This window comes from Alkalimarinus alittae (assembly GCF_026016465.1).
GTDB classification, from domain to species: Bacteria; Pseudomonadota; Gammaproteobacteria; order Pseudomonadales; family Oleiphilaceae; genus Alkalimarinus; species Alkalimarinus alittae.
In genome coordinates this window covers 2,772,501-2,790,569 of sequence record NZ_CP100390.1, presented here as the reverse complement: position 1 = coordinate 2,790,569, position 18,069 = coordinate 2,772,501, and the positions used below count along the sequence as shown (strand labels likewise).

General features: G+C 42.6%; 12 protein-coding genes (1 of these 12 cut by a window edge). 6 read left to right on the top strand and 6 right to left on the bottom strand.

Annotated features, from left to right (window positions below):
• Window positions 1-49: 49 nt before the first annotated feature.
• The 3 genes from NKI27_RS12635 to NKI27_RS12625 all read right to left on the bottom strand — a co-directional run bounded on the left by NKI27_RS12635 (window position 50) and on the right by NKI27_RS12625 (window position 6,013).
• A complete protein-coding gene (locus NKI27_RS12635; RefSeq protein WP_265046402.1) occupies window positions 50-2,209 on the bottom strand; it encodes a carboxy terminal-processing peptidase in 2,160 nt (719 codons plus the stop codon).
• 375 nt (window positions 2,210-2,584) lie between these two features.
• Window positions 2,585-4,732 (bottom strand): 3-hydroxyacyl-CoA dehydrogenase NAD-binding domain-containing protein, encoded by a 2,148-nt coding sequence (locus NKI27_RS12630; protein WP_265046401.1) that lies wholly within the window; start codon window positions 4,730-4,732, stop codon window positions 2,585-2,587.
• A gap of 72 nt (window positions 4,733-4,804) precedes the next feature.
• Window positions 4,805-6,013 (bottom strand): acetyl-CoA C-acetyltransferase, encoded by a 1,209-nt coding sequence (locus tag NKI27_RS12625; protein WP_265046400.1) that lies wholly within the window; start codon window positions 6,011-6,013, stop codon window positions 4,805-4,807.
• Window positions 6,014-6,304: 291 nt separating this feature from the next.
• On the opposite strand from NKI27_RS12625, the gene NKI27_RS12620 reads away from it, so the two are divergent.
• Complete coding sequence (locus NKI27_RS12620; RefSeq protein WP_265046399.1) at window positions 6,305-6,571, top strand: late competence development ComFB family protein; 267 nt, start codon at window positions 6,305-6,307, stop codon at window positions 6,569-6,571.
• Between the two features lie 100 nt (window positions 6,572-6,671).
• Here the strand turns inward: NKI27_RS12620 and NKI27_RS12615 are convergent, their stop codons facing one another.
• Window positions 6,672-9,491, bottom strand: a complete 2,820-nt coding sequence (locus NKI27_RS12615; RefSeq protein ID WP_265046398.1) for a DUF349 domain-containing protein — start codon at window positions 9,489-9,491, stop codon at window positions 6,672-6,674.
• A 144-nt stretch (window positions 9,492-9,635) separates the two neighbouring features.
• Between NKI27_RS12615 and NKI27_RS12610 the strand changes: the two genes are divergently transcribed.
• Complete coding sequence (locus tag NKI27_RS12610) at window positions 9,636-10,127, top strand: regulatory protein RecX (RefSeq protein WP_265046397.1); 492 nt, start codon at window positions 9,636-9,638, stop codon at window positions 10,125-10,127.
• Window positions 10,128-10,147: 20 nt separating this feature from the next.
• Here the strand turns inward: NKI27_RS12610 and mltF are convergent, their stop codons facing one another.
• On the bottom strand, window positions 10,148-11,638 hold the full coding sequence (gene mltF / locus NKI27_RS12605) for a membrane-bound lytic murein transglycosylase MltF (RefSeq protein ID WP_265046396.1): 1,491 nt from the start codon (window positions 11,636-11,638) through the stop codon (window positions 10,148-10,150).
• 311 nt (window positions 11,639-11,949) lie between these two features.
• Here mltF and purL point away from each other — a divergent pair, with 311 nt between their 5' ends.
• Both purL and NKI27_RS12595 read left to right on the top strand, forming a co-directional pair.
• On the top strand, window positions 11,950-15,852 hold the full coding sequence (purL, locus tag NKI27_RS12600) for a phosphoribosylformylglycinamidine synthase (protein WP_265049515.1): 3,903 nt from the start codon (window positions 11,950-11,952) through the stop codon (window positions 15,850-15,852).
• A 494-nt stretch (window positions 15,853-16,346) separates the two neighbouring features.
• Window positions 16,347-16,658: a Nif3-like dinuclear metal center hexameric protein gene (locus NKI27_RS12595; protein ID WP_265046395.1), complete on the top strand. Its 312-nt coding sequence runs from the start codon at window positions 16,347-16,349 to the stop codon at window positions 16,656-16,658.
• A gap of 21 nt (window positions 16,659-16,679) precedes the next feature.
• Here NKI27_RS12595 and NKI27_RS12590 read toward each other — a convergent pair whose 3' ends face one another.
• On the bottom strand, window positions 16,680-17,216 hold the full coding sequence (locus NKI27_RS12590) for an NUDIX hydrolase (protein ID WP_265046394.1): 537 nt from the start codon (window positions 17,214-17,216) through the stop codon (window positions 16,680-16,682).
• A 137-nt stretch (window positions 17,217-17,353) separates the two neighbouring features.
• Between NKI27_RS12590 and NKI27_RS12585 the strand changes: the two genes are divergently transcribed.
• Together NKI27_RS12585 and NKI27_RS12580 are read left to right on the top strand one after the other, a co-directional pair.
• The gene (locus NKI27_RS12585) at window positions 17,354-17,878 is read left to right on the top strand and encodes a gamma carbonic anhydrase family protein (RefSeq protein WP_265046393.1); all 525 of its coding nucleotides are present in this window, start codon (window positions 17,354-17,356) and stop codon (window positions 17,876-17,878) included.
• Window positions 17,879-17,907: 29 nt separating this feature from the next.
• On the top strand, window positions 17,908-18,069 hold the 5' portion of the coding sequence (locus NKI27_RS12580; RefSeq protein WP_265046392.1) for a DUF1289 domain-containing protein. Its footprint extends 27 nt past the window's final position; 162 of the gene's 189 nt are visible here — the first part of the coding sequence; its start codon is at window positions 17,908-17,910; its stop codon lies beyond the right edge, outside the window.

The window sequence follows — 18,069 nt, the reverse complement described above, 5'->3', positions numbered from 1 at the left end:
ACAGTTTTTCAGCGTCCCTTCGAAAGCGATGGGGCGCGCTAGCAAAAGGCTAGCGCAAGGTATAGCTTGCAGGCTTTTCGTTGTTGGCTGCGAACCGCTGATTGAATTCAATTAAATCCAAAATAACTTCAGCGCTCTCTTTTGCAATAAAATCGAGCTCTTTATCTTTTTTCGGGTTTGCCGCTAGCTCTTCGTCATGCTTTTCTTTCTCTTCCATTGACTTGAACGGCTCTTCACCTTTAATAACACGACTCTTATTGATCAATTCAAGCTGCTTGTTGTCTAGTTCCAGTTTCATTTTCTCTCTTTCTTCTGCATTAAGCGAAAGAGAGGTGGTCTCTCTGCGCTCATTTAAGAAGTCAATTTGCTCGAGTAACAGCTTGTATTCAGCTGTTGCGTTAAAACGTGTCTCATGACGACCTTTTAGCTGATCTAGAATATCAGATGTCGATGTATACTTTGTGTGATCAACAGGGGCAATAGCGTCCCAAGGTAGTGCTTCAGGTAGGGCGTCTTCACCAATTTCAGTTTTATCAATAACAGAAGGAAGTTCAATATCTGGAATAACCCCTTTATGTTGGGTGCTTGCGCCAGACACTCGATAGAACTTGGCTTGGGTGATTTTTATTTGACCGTGGTTAAGTGAACGAACAGATTGAACTGTCCCTTTACCAAATGTTTGGCTTCCCATAATGACGCCGCGCCCGTAATCTTGGATAGCCCCCGCAAATATTTCAGACGCAGAAGCACTCATACGATTGACCAGTACGACCAATGGACCGCCATACACTAGCTCTGGGTCAGGATCTTTGAGTACATCAACCCCTCGGCTGTTCCTAATTTGTACAGTAGGGCCTTCTTTGATAAATAGACCTGTTAGCATGTTCGCTTCTTGAAGTGATCCGCCGCCATTATTGCGAAGATCGATAACTAAGCCGTCTATTCCTTCTTCTTCTAACCCTTTGAGCAGATTTTTAACATCACGGGTAGTGCTCTTATAATTAGGGTCACCTTCTTGCATTGCCTTAAAGTCGGCATAGAATGCAGGTATATCGATAACACCAATACGGCGGGTGACGCCTTCTTTCTCTACTTCTATGACTTGGCTCTGAGCGGCCTGCTCTTCTAGCTTAACTTTGTCACGGACGATATTGATGACTTTAGTCTGGGTTTCGTCTTTGTTACCTGCGGGAATGACTTCTAATCGCACGGTTGAATGTTTTGGTCCTCTAATCAAGTCGACGACTTCATCAAGTCTCCAGCCAACTACATCAACGATTTCGCCATCTTTACCCTGTCCGACACCCACAATTCGATCAGCAGGGCTTAATTGTCCCTGTTTGTCAGCTGGTCCAGCAGGCACCATACGCAGTACTTTGGTGTACTCATTGTCACTTTGTAATACTGCACCAATACCTTCAAGAGACAAGCTCATGTTGATGTTAAAGTTCTCAGACGTACGAGGTGAAAAATAGGTGGTATGAGGATCGTAAACGCCTGTAAAGGCATTCATGTAGGCTTGGAATGCGTCTTCACTACGCGTTTGGAGTACTCGATTAAGCTGACTTTCATAACGAGTTTTAAGGGTTTTTAAAATCTCTTTATCTGTTTTTCCGCTGAGTTTTAAGGAAAGTACTGCACTTTTTAGACGCTTACGCCATAGGTCATCCATTTCTTCTTTGGTGGTCAACCAAGGGCTATCTTTTCGGTCAGTGAGTAAAGATTCCTTCTTATTAAAATCGAGCTTGTCGATACCTGCATCTAGCATTGTGAGTAGGTATCTTAGACGTTCTATTACACGCTTTTCATAGCGGTTGTAAATGTTGAATCCAGGTTCAAGTTGACCCGTTTTCAATGCGCCATCAAGGCGGAATCGGTAAGGTTCGAATTCTTCAACATCGTTAACAAAAAAGTAAATGCGCTGGCTGTCGAGAGTATCTAAATAATTTTCAAAAATGCGTTCTGAGAGGGTGCGGTCGATGGGCTGCTTTCTGTAGTGTGATAATAATAACTGCCTAGACACATGAATGCTGGCGGCTTGCTGCTCTTTATCGGGCACCAGAGGCTGAAAGTTATCAGCATCAAGTACGAGTGCCGATACTGAGGCGCTATTTAGCAGCGAGGTAAATGCGAATGCACCGACCAATAGAGAGCTACGAGTTAGGCTGAGTGAAGGAAACAGTCGGCTAAAGGCTTTTTTTGTCATCATAATAATTATTTTGTATCACGCATTATAAATGATCGTAATGATCGTAATGATCTTGGGATGAATATAAGAAATGTCTCATCATATATTCTTAATAAGGTCGAGTGTGTAAAAATCAACTCTCCATTATTTACTTGGATTATCAAACGTTTCTATTTTAAACGGTCGATACTAGAGTTCTATTATGACAGTCATAAGAACCCTAACAATATAGTTATAACGATTGTAGGGCACAGGAACCCTGCTGACTAGCGTATTTGCGATTAAATATTGTTAATTACTGTAGGGTTTCGTAGAAAAAAACGTTAAAAAGTAAGGAGGTAAAGGGTTGATCGCTAATTTTATCCTGTTAACGATCAACCGCTTGTGAGCATTTATTTAAAATTGCTCATCTTTTTCAGCTTTAACGAGTAGTAATTTAGGTGGGTTAAAGCGCTCGCCACATTCTCGGCTGAGTGCAATTGCATTATCGGTAAATGCTTTCACACCATACTGATTTATGAACTGGATAGCTCCGCCCGTCCAAGGTGCATAGCCAATCCCAAATATACTGCCTATATTTGCGTCCTTTACAGAGGTGAGTACGTTTTCTTCAATACATCTTACGGTTTCAATAGATTGAATAAATAGAAAGCGATCAATCATATGCTGTAAGTCTGCATTTTTGGCTTTTTGCTGATCTACAAAAAGGCTTTCGAGTTCTGACCACAGGTGTTTCTTACCTTTTGCGGGGTAATCATAGAATCCTGCGCCAGCTGCTTTTCCTTTGCGTTGGTGTTGATCTAGCATCTTATTGATAACGGCTTCTGCAGGGTGTGCAATCCACTGACCTCCTGCAGACTCAACATCTTGTTTTGATTGATCTCTTATATGCCTTACGAGTGTTAAGCTGACCTCGTCAATCAGGGTAAGAGGGCCAACAGGCATTCCCGCTAATTGCGCTGCATTTTCGATCGACGATGGGCTGTAACCTTCACCTAGCATAGCGATACCTTCATTTACAAAAGTACCAAAGACGCGAGAAGTGAAAAAGCCGCGACTATCATTCACGACAATAGGGGTCTTGTTAATTTGTAAAACAAAATCAAATGCTTTTGCGAGTGTCTCATCTGATGTTTTTTTACCTGTAATGATCTCTACCAGAGGCATTTTGTCTACAGGTGAGAAAAAGTGAAGGCCAACAAAATTTTCTGGCTTTGAAGAGGCTTCTGCTAACTGAGTGATGGGTATTGTTGAGGTGTTAGAGGCAAATAATCCACCTTTGGCCAGCTTTGGTTCGGCTTCTTGTGTTACTTTTGCTTTAAGCGCGCTATCTTCAAATACCGCCTCAATCACTAAATCACAATCGGTAAGATCATCTGCACTATCCGTCGCTAAAATACGGCTTAGTACTGCCTGTTTTTTATCCTCTGTCATGCGCTTGCGAGAGACGCGTTTGGTTAAAAGCGACTCTGAGTATTGTTTACCTTTATCCGCATTTTCTTGAGTGATGTCTTTTAAAACGACCTCAATACCGCTAATGGCTGCAGAGTAGGCGATACCCGCACCCATCATACCTGCACCCAATACGCCCACTTTTGATACGGTGCTTTTTTCAATGTTTGCAGGTCTGCTTGCGCCTGATTTGATTTCATTAAGTTGAAACCAAAATGTTCCGATCATGTTTTTGCTGACTTGGCCTATGACGAGTTCAGTAAAGTAGCGAGCCTCAATCGTCTGGGCTGTGTCAAAGTCTACTTGGGCTCCTTCTGCTGCAGCTGACATGATGGCTTCGGGTGCAGGATAGCAACCTTTAGTTTTGTTTCTCAGTATTGCGGGCGCGATAGCGAGCATCTGGGCGATTTTAGGGTTAGATGGTGTTCCGCCAGGAATTTTATACCCCTTTATGTCCCATGGTTGGCTAGATTTAGGGTTCTCAGTTATCCACTTCTTAGCCATCGCCATCATTTCGTCAACATCATTAGCAAGTGCATGGATTAAACCTGCTTTTAAAGCTGCTTCAGCATTGAGTTTTTTCCCTTCAGCTAAATAAGGCAGCGACTTTTCTAGCCCTAGCAGTCGAACCGTTCTGACGATACCGCCGCCACCCGGTAATAACCCTAGAGTAACTTCGGGTAAACCAAGTTGCACCGATTTATCGTTAAGTGCTATACGATGATGGCAGGCAAGACAAAGTTCCCATCCACCCCCTAGTGCGGCTCCATTGATCGCGGCAACCACTGGGATGCCCAGTGTTTCTAGTGTTCTCATATGGCCTTTAAGCGCTTGCACCATATTGAAAAATGGCTCTGCTTGATCAGGCCCAACTGAAATGAGTTCGTTTAAATCGCCGCCAGCAAAGAATGTTTTTTTGGCTGAGGCGATAATAATGCCTTTAAGGTCGTCTTGTTCGTTAACCACTCGCTCTGCAGTTAGCTGCAAGGCATCCCTGAACGCTGCGTTCATGGTATTAGCTGATTGACCAGGCATATCAATGGTTAGCGTTAATATTCCGTTATTGTCTTTTTCGTATTTTATGGCTGTCATGGTGTTTCTCGCTAAATCAGTTTTGTGTCGATGCGTTAAAAAATCACGTTGGTGCTATCTAGGGCAGGTAGGTCATACACGCTCAATGATTGTCGCAATGCCCATTCCACCGCCGACACAAAGTGTGGCCAGTCCGTATTTCTGTTGTCGTCTTTCTAACTCATCCAGAAGCGTGCCGAGTATCATTGCGCCTGTTGCACCTAATGGATGCCCCATGGCAATAGAACCACCGTTTACGTTGACCTTTTCATCTGGAACATTAAGCTCTTTTTGGAATCGCATAACGACAGCGGCAAAGGCTTCGTTAACTTCAAATAGGTCAATATCGTCAATGCTTAAGCCTGCTTTTTCGAGCGCTTTTCTGGCTGCAGGGGCTGGGCCTGTTAGCATGATTGTGGGGTCAGTGCTAGTGACGGCGGTGGCGACAATTCTCGCGCGAGGTGTTAAATTTAGTTCGCGTCCCTTTGCTTCACTTCCCACTAATATGACAGCTGAGCCATCCACGATTCCGGACGAGTTGCCAGGTGTATGCACATGATTGATGTGTTCGATATAGTGATATTTTTTTGCCGCTACACTATCAAAACCCATTTCTCCCATCATTTTGAATGATGGATTTAGCTGACCAAGGGCTTCGATGGTTGTATCGGGGCGGATAAACTCATCTTGGCTTAAGATTGTTACGCCATTTTGGTCCAAAACGGGCATGATTGATGGGGTAAAATAGCCTTGAGCTTGAGCGTATGCGGCTTTTTTCTGGCTGTTGAGCGCAAATTGATCAACATCTGTCCGGCTAAATCCGTCAATAGTAGCAATCAGATCGGCGCCTATGCCTTGTGGCATAAAACCTGTTGTAAGGTTTGTGGCTGGGTCCATCGCCCATGCGCCACCATCAGAGCCCATAGGAACTCGAGACATTGACTCGACGCCGCCTGCGACAACGAGGTCTTCCCAGCCAGAACGAACCTTCATTGCGGCCATATTGACGGCTTCTAAGCCTGAGGCGCAAAATCGATTAAGTGTTACGCCTGCTACACTTTCGTGCCAGTTGGCGACTAATGCTGCCGTTTTAGCGATATCGGCGCCCTGGTCGCCTATGGCTGTGACACACCCCATAACCACATCATCAACCTGTGATGTATCAAGGTCATGCTTTTCTTGTAGTTGTGACAAAAGAGAAGAGAGTAGGGTGACGGGTTTGACGCCGTATAATGAACCATCTTTTTTTCCTTTGCCTCGTGGCGTGCGAATTGCGTCGTAGATAAATGCTTCGTTACTCATAATTATTCGCTCACTTGATGTCTTCGGCGTTTACTTGAGTGTTTGCCGATTTTTTGTTTTCAGTATGACTACCATAGATTAGCCAAATTTGATTAAAAATGGCGATTGATGACAAAAACGTTAGCGAAAAGCGTCACTGATTCCTCAAATAAAGTCATCGTTAGTTGAATATTTGTACTAATTAACTATTTTTATAACTAACTGATTTGTTTTTGTATTCTTTACGGTCCTATGCATGCCGTGCTTTTATAGAAACTCTGCCTTTGTGATGTTTTATAAGTAGGTAACTTTATGTCAATTTTGGATAGTATTCAGAACTACTATGAACCTTTGGTAGTCGAAGCGCTGGCTGAGTTAACCAGTGGGAAAGCGTTTGATGATGATCTGTTAGAAGATGTTGTTTGCGTTGCATTAAATCATTTGCCGCCTCGGTATATTAGGCATGAAGTAGATATGGTTTATTACCTATCACCGATAGAGGCGAAAGAAATGCAAGATAAAGTCGTAAGCGCTGTTGAGGATGCTTTAGCGTATGTTATTAAAAGTTCACGCGACTAGGCATTAAAGGTAGGGATAGTAAACACAGTGGGGGCACCAAAGATTAAACAACCGTTCTAGTTTAATCTTTGGTGTAAATGCCATATTAGATAAATATGGGTTAATGAGTAAGTTTAGCCAATACGTGATCTATACGAGTCTCTAAGTTTGTTCTCACCTCTTTAGGTATTAAACAAAGCTGAAACCATTCTGCTAAGTATTTCTCAAGTTCATCTTTTTTGTTGCTGGTTTCTTGTTGGCTATTGATGCCTTGAGAGAGTCGAGCGACTTGCAGTTCCATGCGCAGCTTTTGGTCATCTGGAGGAGAATCTAGCTCTGCGGCTATTTCGCATTGGATGCAAAGCTTTTTTGCCTCATCTGATGAGACAGATGAAAGTGCTTTACTCGTTTCATCCTTAAGTCCATTCCATGTTGTTAACAGAATGTTATTTAATTTAATCAATTGATCTAAATCATTAATTTCATCTGTAAGGGCTGACATGTTATCTAGCGTGTCGCCTGACTGTAGCCCCTCAGCTGCATTTCGAATGAGTTTTGTAATCCTATTGGTTTCTAGCCAAAGAGCACTTTCTTTTTCTGCATTTTGTTTAACTTGCTCAGATTTTATAGCGCTAATAATTTCTTCGAGTTTGTGGCTCAGGCGTTCGTGATCTTTCTTGGGTAAAGGCGGTATTGCTTTAAAACGCTGACGTAGTTCGGTTAATGTTTTGCTTGATGTTAATTCGTCATTAGCCGAAATGTTCTCGGCCTCTTCACAGAGTGCTTCTGCTTGGGCAACCGCTTCATTAATGGCTTGTTGCTTGCTCTCATTCGCGGCATCTCGACGCTTAAATATCTCATCACAGGCGGCTCGGTAATCCTTCCATAAGTTTCGGTCGTCTTTATGAAGGGTTATGCCGATCTTCTGCCATTCTGATTGTAGAGCCTTGGCGCCTTCAATGGCTTCAGATAAAGGTTCATGCGTGATGAGGGCTTGAGTTTTTTCAACAATAGATTGTTTTAATTGCTTATTACGTGAGCGCTCATCATCGAGGTATTGGTCGAGTTTAGCTAATAACTCATTAAATGATTTTTGTACCGCTTTGTTTTCTTTGAACTCTACAGGGTAGCAAGCCTTCCACTCTTCTCTTGCTGCGCGGTTGATTTTCTCAACGGCTTTCCAATCAGTATTCTCCCAGTCATTTTGAGCGACAAAATCACTGACCTGCTGGCAAATGGTTTTTCGTTTTTCTACATTACTTCTTTTGAGTGCTTTTTGCTCTTCAAAGTATTCACGACAAGGTGCATAAGCAGCGTCACAGCCAGCTTTAAATCTCATCCACATTTTCTGGTCTGAAGAACCGCCTAGTTTTTTCCACTCGTCCTGCAACTCTTTTATTTTGTCAGCTTTAATCTGAGGCGCTAGATGTTGCTCTGCTAAACGCTCTACCTGCTCACAAAGCTCGGTTTGCTTTGGCGTAACAGCATAGCCATGCCAATCCCTTAATTCATCTAACTGCTTGCCCAGTAATTGCAGTTTGCCTGTGTATTGTGAAACGACTGCTTTGTCAGCGCCTTGTAGCTGGTGGTTGAGCTCTTTAAAGCGTTGCGATGATTGCTTGAGTGCACGGCTGCTTAGGTCCTTATCCAATAAGGTCAGCTGTTCTTCGATTTGCTGTTGTAACTTAGCAGTATCCTGAGAGTTCTGTTTTCGTTTGTCAGTAATGCTGCCTGCCGCTTTTGAAAGCTGTTTAAGCAGGGGAGGTGAGGGGAACTCATTGGGCCAGTCGACATCATTGATAAATGCTTTGATCTTATTCAGGTCAGTTGTGCTATCGCTATTGTCTACTGTTGATTCAGTGTTTTCTAATGCTGAAAACTGATCTTTATTGCTAATGAAAAACTGAGCAGACTTAAGAAAATGTTTTAAGTCTCGCATTAGTTGTTGGTAGCGTGTTTGCCCTGTTTTTTCAACTGAGCACCCTTTTGTTGCTTCTAGCCATCTTGTTTCTTGTGTTTTGATAATGGCATCTAGAGCAGGTAAATCACTGGCAGACTCAATAGGTGCTTGTTTAAATCGCTCGATAGTTTGGTCGAGTGTGTTGAGCGTCTCTATGCGCTCTTCAATTTGTTGCGCTATCTTTTGTTGCGCTAAAACGGCTTCTTCTTGCGCTTGTTTAAAATGCTCTGATTTTATGCTGCAGGCTTGTTTGCTTGCTTCGAATCGTTGACGTAATTGACTGTCCGTGCATTCACCAAGCTCATTCCATGCATCTAAAAGCGATGTTAGTTTGGCGCTATACAGTTTTACTGTTTCACTGTTTGCATGAATTTCTAAAGATTTCACAACGGTCTCTTGTTTCTCTTTAGTTTCAGCTAGCTGCTTTTTACTTGCTTTAATCTCTTTCAACTTAGATTTAGCTAACTGATATACTTTTTTATCTTTTGCTTTTGCTTGTTTTTCAATGATGACAAGAGGTTCTTCATCAACAACTAGCTCAACGGCCGAAAGTCTGAGTTGATTTAGTTTTGCGTTTATCGCAATGGATTGTAGTGCAGTGCTAGAAAGCTTAACGAGGGCACCAAGATATTGTTCTGCGTTTTCAGAGTTTAAAATAAGTTCAGTGAGTAATGCTTCATCTGTTATTAGTTCGTAAATGGGTAGGGCGTTAGATTTTGCTAACCCTTCAAGCCTGTCTTTGACGGCTGGTTTAATGAGATCGGATGGTTCCTGATATAGACTTAATAATATGTTAATCGAGTCTATTTTATTGATCGCTGCGCGTCTTACTTGGTTGTCGGCATCATTTCTGGCTAAATCTAGAAGAATTTTATTGTCTTCTTCTGCTGAAGGATTAAGCGTTGATATGTACTCTTTACGAGTAATAGCGTTAGAACTTTTCCACTTAGGTTTAAATAGCTTTTTAAGAAATGCTGACATGAGTATCTTTTCACCGTTATTATTGAGCTTAAATTTAAGCTTCGAAACAGACGCCCGTAGTGGGGTCGATTAGTTTAAGGGGCATAGTCTAACCCTGATTGTTCAAATGCGGAATGTTTGTTTAAAGATATTTTGGAGATATTGATGAATTCATCTGAATCTGAGTGCGAGCAAGGCTCAGGCATGAATAAAGATGAGCTGAAAGATATAAAAGATAGACTTATTCGGGCGCTGGCAAGGCGAGAACATAGTCGTTATGAACTCAAGGTCAAAATGGTTCTTAAGTCTTTCGGTGAGCATGCTATTGAGCGAGTGCTAGACGAACTAGAGTTAGAGGGGGTGGTGAGTGATGCGCGCTTTGCTGAGGCCTATTGTTATCATCGAAGATCGAGAGGCTTTGGGCCTACTCGTATTGCCTCTGAGCTGCGAGAAAGGCAGGTGTCTGAGGTGTTGGTTGATGATAACTTAGATGAAACAGAGCACCATTGGTATGAGTCTGCGGCTTATCAAAGAGAGAAAAAGTTCGGAAAGGGGAGGGTTGCTGATTTTACTCAAAAAGCTAGGCAAATGAGGTTCTTAATGCAGAAAGGCTTCAATCATGATCATATTTCTTACGCGATCAAAAAGGTGAGTTAGCCATTAGATCAAACGCAGCCTTATAGTGTGGGCGGCATATCTTGCAAGGTGTCAGGGAACATATAATTGTCTGAAGGCTCTTCGCTATAGGGCTCTTCTGATGATTTGCTCGCAATAATGCCTTCATCAACCTGAGGTTGCTTCATCCAGGTTAGGACGTCGTAATATCGTCGAATATTTTGAACATATACGACAGGTTCTGAACCTCGAGCATAGCCGTGCCTAGTTTGTTTATACCACTTTTTCTTTTGCAATAGTGGTAAATACTCTTTTACATGTAACCATTGGTCAGGGTCTTTGCCGTCTTTTTGGGCAAGAATACGTGCGTCTTCTACATGCCCAAAGCCGACGTTGTAAGAGGCAAGTGCCATCCACGTTCTATCGGGTTCCTTGATTCTATCAGGTATTCTTGCCCTTATTTTTGCAAAATACTTAGCACCACCTTTAATGCTAGCGCTAGGGTCCAATCGGTTTTTGATGCCAAGCTCTTTCGCGGTTACCCGTGTTAGCATCATCAACCCACGCACACCTGTTGGAGAGGTTGCGTTAGGGCGCCAATGAGATTCCTGATAGCCAATCGCAGCCAGTAGACGCCAATCTAATTCATAATTGTCGGCTTCTGCTTTAAAGGTTTCTTCGTAACGAGAAAGGCGTTTATTAATATGGTGGATAAACGTTCTAGCGCCCACATAGTTAAGCTGATTCAAGTGGCCGTAGTACCGTTCTTTAAGTTGCAATAATGTACCGTCGTTTTTTATTTTCTCAAAAAAAAGTGTAGCTTTTTGAGTTAATGAATCATCTTCGCTGGCCGGAAAGTACCATACAAAGTTGAGCGGCTTACTTAGGCTGAACGCTGCGACCGCTTTGGGGTAATAGGCTTGATGAATCGCCAAATCAGTAGAGTCAACAATTGCATAGTCAATAAGGCCTTCACTTACTTGTTTAAGTAGGTCTGAGGTCTCTAGTTCTTCTGATTCCTCCCAAGTAAGATCTATAAAATCTTGCTTGAGTTGTTTTAGAAGATCAATATGATGGCTGTCAGCGACGACGACCAATCGCTTCCCCACTAAATCCGTTAATTCTTTAGGACGAGAAGTTCCTAGGCGGTAAACAACCTTTGGGGTTATTTCAAGATACGGTGATGAGTATTCGAAGCGTGCGTTTCTCCCTTCTGTCGCGGCTAGCCCTCCCGCTGCAAAGTGAGCATAGCCTTGATCAATAACGGAAAGTAGTTCGCCAAGGTTGTCGGCCACTCTTAGTCTTAACTCGACACCGAGCTCTTCAGCAAAGAGTTTACTTATTTCGTAATCGAAGCCTGCGGGTCCATCTTTGTCTTCAAAATAAATGGCGGGGCCGTTACGGGTGATGACGTGCAGAACATGCTCTTGCTCAATTTTTTCTAGAGTAGTGGGTCGTGAACAGCCCGCGAGAGAAAAAATAGTAAACATAAAAACCATGAGCGACAGAGCGCTGGGCATGAAACCGCTTCTCAATACGTTTTTATCCGACATCTACTTACACTCTTCAATCTTACTGCCTTACTGCTATTTAGTGGTCGTCAATTGAGCTTCATTAATGACTAGGATGAGGCAGTGCACACACTAAATATTGAGTTTTCTACAGTTTTTATATCTGTGCATACTTCCAGTTAGGCGGTTTATAGTCAATAGTGCATGTTTAGAACTGTGAAAAACATTGTAAAACTTATGTGGCGGTATATGGAGAATGGTATTAAATAGGTAAATCAATGTTGTTGATAGGGGCGTATTTCAAGTATTATACGCAACTTTCTTTCACTCCTTCCAAGAGGCACAGCCAAGTGATGCTGGAACTGCGAGGCGCACCCGCCCTTTCTTCTTTTCGTAACACAAAAATGCTATCGGCTATCAAAGAGCAGGTTTCTGCTGTTGATTCTGTTTATGCAGAGTTTATGCATTTTGTTGATGTTGAAAAAGAGCTAAAAGCGGAAGAACTAAACACCCTACACCGTATCCTTAAATATGGTCCTAAAGCTGATGTCGAAGCCACAGAGGGTCAGTTATTTTTAGTGGTTCCACGTCCAGGCACTATTTCCCCATGGTCAAGTAAAGCAACCGATATTGCTCATAATTGTGGACTGGAAAAAATTAAACGAATTGAGCGGGGGATTGCCTACTTTGTTCGTTCTGATAAAAAGCTCGATAAAGCTGAGCGAGAGCGCTTGTCTGCATTCTTTCATGATCGTATGACTGAAGCTGTATTCTATGAAATGGCCGGTGCAGAGTTACTATTTAGCGTTGCTGAACCTGAGCCCATGAATACTGTAGATGTGCTGGCGCACGGACAAACTGCGCTTGTAGAGGCTAACCGTAAGTTGGGCTTGGCTTTAGCAGATGATGAAATAGAGTATTTGACCTCAGCATTTATTGGTTTAGAGCGAAACCCTACAGACGTTGAGTTGATGATGTTTGCTCAAGCAAACTCTGAGCACTGTCGACATAAAATATTTAATGCATCATGGGATATCGACGGTGAGTCGCAAGATAAATCACTGTTCGCGATGATCAGAAACACCTATGAAATGAATAGTGAGGGTGTGCTTTCAGCTTATAAAGATAACGCGTCTGTTATAGAAGGCTCAAAAGCAGGACGTTTTTATCCTGACCCTGTAACAAAAGAGTACGCCGCCCATCAAGAAGATATCCATATATTGATGAAGGTTGAAACTCATAACCACCCAACGGCTATATCGCCCTTTTCAGGTGCAGCGACAGGTAATGGTGGAGAGATTCGTGATGAAGGCGCTACCGGTAAGGGTTCTAAACCTAAAGCGGGTTTGAGTGGCTTCACCGTCTCTAATTTGAAAATCCCTGGTTTTGAGCAACCTTGGGAAGGCGATTACGGTAAACCGGATAGGATAACTTCTGGGCTTGGTATTATGCTCGACGGACCTATTGGTGGTGCGGCGTTTAATAATGAGTTTGGTCGCCCCAACTTATGCGGCTACTTTAGAACATTTGAAGAGACTGTTGCGGGACTAGAAGGCGATGAAGTTAAGGGATATCACAAGCCAATAATGATTGCCGGCGGCCTAGGTAATATTAAGGCGAAGCATGTAGAAAAGGGTGAAATCCCTGTAGGCGCAAAGCTAATTGCGCTAGGCGGACCTGCAATGCTCATTGGTTTGGGAGGTGGAGCTGCATCTTCAATGGACTCAGGAAGCAGTCAAGAAGATCTTGATTTCGCTTCTGTCCAAAGAGAAAATCCAGAAATGGAGCGTCGTTGCCAGGAAGTAATCGATCGGTGCTGGCAGCTAGACGATGATAACCCTGTTGCCTTTATCCACGACGTGGGTGCCGGTGGCTTATCGAATGCGTTTCCTGAGCTTGTTAAAGATGGCGATCGAGGCGGCATATTTAATCTAAGGGATATCCCTAGTGATGAGCCCGGCATGTCACCCCTTGCGATTTGGTGTAATGAATCACAAGAGCGTTATGTGTTGGCGGTAGCACCAGAGAATCTCGCTACATTTGATGCTATTTGTAAAAGAGAGCGTTGTCCTTATGCTGTTATTGGTGAGGCAACAGAAGAAATGCATCTTAAGTTAAAAGATGAGCATTTTAACAATAATCCTGTTGACTTGCCGATGGATATTTTATTTGGTAAGCCACCTAAAATGCACAGAAGTGTTGAAAGAAAGAACTTCACCAAAACTGTGTTTGATTCTACTGGTATTGATATATCAGAAGCTGCAAACCGAATACTCAGGTTACCGAGTGTCGCGAGCAAGAGCTTTTTGATTACTATTGGTGATCGATCGATCACAGGCTTAGTTGCACGAGATCAAATGGTTGGCCCTTGGCAGGTGCCTGTTGCTGATGTGGCAGTAACTGCATCATCTTTTGACACCTATAGCGGTGAAGCAATGGCGATGGGAGAACGAACACCTATTGCTATCATTGATGCGCCCGCTTCTGGTCGGATGGCGGTGGGTGAGGCTATTACCAATATAGCATCTGCTTACATCGAAAAAATATCTGATATTCGCTTATCCGCTAACTGGATGGCAGCGGCTGGACACCCTGGTGAAGATGAGAATTTATACGATACCGTTAAAGCGGTAGGTATGGAATTGTGCCCTAAGCTAGGGATCACGATTCCAGTAGGAAAAGACTCTATGTCAATGAAGACGGTATGGGATGATAATGGCAGCCGAAAAGCTGTTACTTCGCCCTTGTCTCTAATTATTAGTGGTTTTGCTCCAGTCATTGATGTTAGAAAAACCGTAACACCGCAGCTGAAAGTCGATCAAGGTCAGACAGATTTGATTTTAATCGATTTGGCTAATGGTCAAAATAGATTAGGTGGCTCAGCCTTAGCTCAAGTGTATAAGCAAGTGGGCGCTGTAGCGCCTGATCTTGATGATGCTGAAGATTTAAAAGCGTTCTTTGCCGTTATTCAGGGTCTGAATGGTGATGACAAGTTATTGGCTTACCATGACCGCTCTGACGGCGGTATGTTTGTCACGTTGTGCGAGATGGCGTTTGCAGGTCACACAGGTATAGACGTTAAGCTAGATTTGCTAGCTGAAGATAAGTCTCATTTTGCGCGTGAATTGTTTAACGAAGAGCTTGGTGCTGTTATTCAGGTGCGCACAGAGGATACTGAGTTTGTGCTGCAACAGTTTAACTCGGCAGGTCTGGGTGAGCATGCGCTGGTGGTTGGTTCACTTAATGAAGAAGATGAAATTAGATTCCTTTTTGATGGTGAAACAGTACTGGGTGCTCCTCGTGCTGAATATCAGCAAGTTTGGTCAGAAACAAGTTATCGAATGCAGGCTTTGAGAGATAACTCAGAGTGTGCGTTAGAAGAGTATGAGCAGATCTCAGATGTTCAAGACCCGGGGTTAAATGCAGTGGTTACATTTGATATCGCTGAAGATATTGCTGCACCCTACATTAATACCGGCGTTCGGCCGAGAATTGCTGTACTAAGAGAGCAAGGTGTTAATGGCCAGGTTGAAATGGGGGCAGCATTTACACGAGCTGGTTTCAGTGCGGTAGATGTTCATATGAGCGATATTTTGTCTGGCAGAGTAAGTTTGCAAGATTACAATGCTCTAGTGGCTTGCGGTGGATTCTCTTACGGAGACGTTCTCGGTGCCGGAGAGGGTTGGGCAAAGTCTATTCTATTTAACAACTTAGCAAGAGATCAGTTCTCAAGCTTCTTTGAGCGAGCAGATACTTTGGCTTTAGGGGTTTGTAATGGTTGTCAGATGCTTTCAAACCTTCACGAGCTAATCCCAGGTGCAGACCTATGGCCACACTTTGTTAGAAACCGTTCAGAGCAGTTTGAAGCGCGACTGACTATGGTAGAGGTACAAGATTCACCGTCAGCATTTTTTGCGGGGATGAATGGTTCTCGTTTACCTATTGCTGTTGCACATGGCGAAGGGCGAGCAGAGTTTGCTTCTAATAGCCAGTTGTCAGCGCTCAATGAGCGTGGGCTTGTTGCGCTACGTTATGTGGATAACCGTGGTGATGTTACTGAAAGATATCCGGCGAACCCTAACGGTTCCCCAATGGGGCTTTCTGGTGTAACCAGTGATACTGGTCGAGTGTCTATTATGATGCCGCACCCAGAAAGAGTTTTCAGAGCTGTTCAGAATTCTTGGCATCCAAGTGAGTGGAGCGAAGATGCCCCATGGATGAGAATGTTCAGAAACGCTAGAAAGTGGCTTAATTAAGTAAAGTATTAGCTCTCAAAAAACCGTCTCAAGTTTGAGGCGGTTTTTTTTTGGAGCGCTATAAAGCGATCTTTGTAAATAAATGTAACTTAATGATAGTCTTTGTAATGTGTTTGGATGTTTTGCATTTTAATATCATCTAATTAGGCTAGTTTTGATGTTAAATAACTAAATAATAATGCTATTTATGTCTTGATTTTTGTATAGATGCTGTTCTTTATGCACATTTTTATAAGTTTTGGATAAATAGGGATTGGTTACATGGTTTATATTAATTATTTAGCCTGTTGACAAATATAAGTTATTGAAATTTAAAGTTAATATGTTTTGGGTTGATTTCTCATCAATCTGACGGGGTGTCAGTGTTTATGGGGGGTTAGCAGGTTTTTCAAGGCTTTATCCCCAAAGTTATCCACAGAAAGTGTTAATAACTGAAAGCGTTATATTGATGTGTGTGGTTTTTGTAACCAGGGGGCGTTTTTTTGGGGGGTATAATGTATAAAATTTGTTTTTATGTTCCTGAATCTCATCTAGAGATTGTAAAAATGGCGCTGTTTAATGCTGGCGCTGGAAGGCAAGGGTTGTACGAGCATTGCTGCTGGCAGTCAAAAGGAGAGGGACAATTTAGGCCTATGATAGGTAGCAATCCGTTTATAGGTGATGCTGGAGAATTGGAAGTGGTGAGCGAATATAAAGTAGAAATGGTGTGTATGCGTAAATTTACTAAAGATGCTGTTGAAGCCTTAAAGCAAGCTCATCCTTATGAAGAGCCTGCTTTTGATGTTTCTGAAATAATTAGTGTGTAATTAGATGCTGAGGGGGGATGGCTATTTATCTCGTAGAATATCTTTAACGTGTACGGGAAAGTAATCAAGTGGATGGTCAGATATATAGTGCTTTAGTGTTTGAAATACGGTAGGAAATGAGATCTGATCCCATGGAATCTCTTGTGGTGTGAATAGTTTCGCTTCAAGGGTTTCTTCCCCTGCACCAAAATTTCCATCAAGTAGTCGAGCTCTAAAAAATATATGAACTTGATCGACCTCGGGAACATTCATGACAGTGTATAGGCCCTCTAGTTCCACAGTTGCTTCGGCTTCTTCTAGTGTTTCTCTTAAGGCTGCTTCAGACGTTGTTTCTTGGTTTTCCATAAAACCAGCAGGTAGCGTCCAATAACCAAGTCTAGGTTCAATTGCGCGTCTGCAAAGTAATATTCTTCCCTCAAAGATAGGAAGTGTACCCGCCACAATTTTGGGGTTTTGGTAATGTATGATTTCACAGTGCGTACAAACGTGGCGTAACCTGTTATCACCCTTTGGGACTTCATTCTTTACAGGGTTTCCACACTCACTACAAAATTTCATTATGTTTTCCAGATTGTTAGGTTTCATAAAATTATATATCGATTTAAAAGCAGCGTCATGTATTAAGGTGGCTGCTTTAACTGTTTATAGTCTGGTAAGATTAATATTTTTAATAGTTCGATTGTTGTGAGGTGAGCGTGATTTACGATCTAGGTGACAGAAAGGTTGTGTTGGAGGAGGGGGGGCATTTTGTTGCACCTAATGCGACATTAATCGGCTCGGTTACGCTAAGGGAGAATGCAAGTATTTGGTTTAATGTCGTTATTCGTGCAGATAATGATTCAATAACAATTGGCGCTAATAGCAATATTCAAGATGGAAGTGTGTTACATACAGATTCGTCTTATAAGCTTGAAGTAGGCAGTGGTGTTACTGTTGGGCATAAAGCTATGCTGCATGGTTGTGTTATTGGCGATTATAGCTTGATAGGTATTAACGCTGTAATATTGAATGGTGCAAAAATAGGAAAACACTGCCTAATTGGGGCTAATACACTGATACCGGAAGGTGTTGAAATTCCAGATGGGAGCTTAGTTGTTGGTAGTCCGGGTAAAGTGAAACGACCGTTGACGGATATTGAAAAGAAAGTACTCGAGGCAAGTTCTGTACATTATGTTCAAAATGCCGGGCGCTATAACAAGCTACTTGTTGAACAAAGGTGATAGATTTTGAAATTTAAGGTGTTTTGAGTATGGGTAAATATGACGCTAAAGATGTTAAATCTCCATGTGTGAGTATATGCGCACTTGATGAGAATGAAATCTGTGTTGGTTGCTATAGAACGGGTATGGAGATTTCTCGCTGGGGTGGAATGAGCGGGGATGAGAAGCGTGAGGTTATGATGCAAGTTAAA

Excerpts from the sequence above, each read along its gene's own strand:
- NKI27_RS12625 (WP_265046400.1), bottom strand. The coding sequence starts at position 6,013 with ATGAGTAACGAAGCATTTATCTACGACGCAATTCGCACGCCACGAGGC.
- NKI27_RS12620 (WP_265046399.1), top strand. The coding sequence starts at position 6,305 with ATGTCAATTTTGGATAGTATTCAGAACTACTATGAACCTTTGGTAGTC.
- NKI27_RS12595 (WP_265046395.1), top strand. The coding sequence starts at position 16,347 with ATGTATAAAATTTGTTTTTATGTTCCTGAATCTCATCTAGAGATTGTA.
- purL (WP_265049515.1), top strand. The coding sequence starts at position 11,950 with ATGCTGGAACTGCGAGGCGCACCCGCCCTTTCTTCTTTTCGTAACACA.
- NKI27_RS12590 (WP_265046394.1), bottom strand. The coding sequence starts at position 17,216 with ATGAAATTTTGTAGTGAGTGTGGAAACCCTGTAAAGAATGAAGTCCCA.
- NKI27_RS12610 (WP_265046397.1), top strand. The coding sequence starts at position 9,636 with ATGAATTCATCTGAATCTGAGTGCGAGCAAGGCTCAGGCATGAATAAA.
- NKI27_RS12635 (WP_265046402.1), bottom strand. The coding sequence starts at position 2,209 with ATGATGACAAAAAAAGCCTTTAGCCGACTGTTTCCTTCACTCAGCCTA.
- mltF (WP_265046396.1), bottom strand. The coding sequence starts at position 11,638 with ATGTCGGATAAAAACGTATTGAGAAGCGGTTTCATGCCCAGCGCTCTG.
- NKI27_RS12615 (WP_265046398.1), bottom strand. The coding sequence starts at position 9,491 with ATGTCAGCATTTCTTAAAAAGCTATTTAAACCTAAGTGGAAAAGTTCT.
- NKI27_RS12630 (WP_265046401.1), bottom strand. The coding sequence starts at position 4,732 with ATGACAGCCATAAAATACGAAAAAGACAATAACGGAATATTAACGCTA.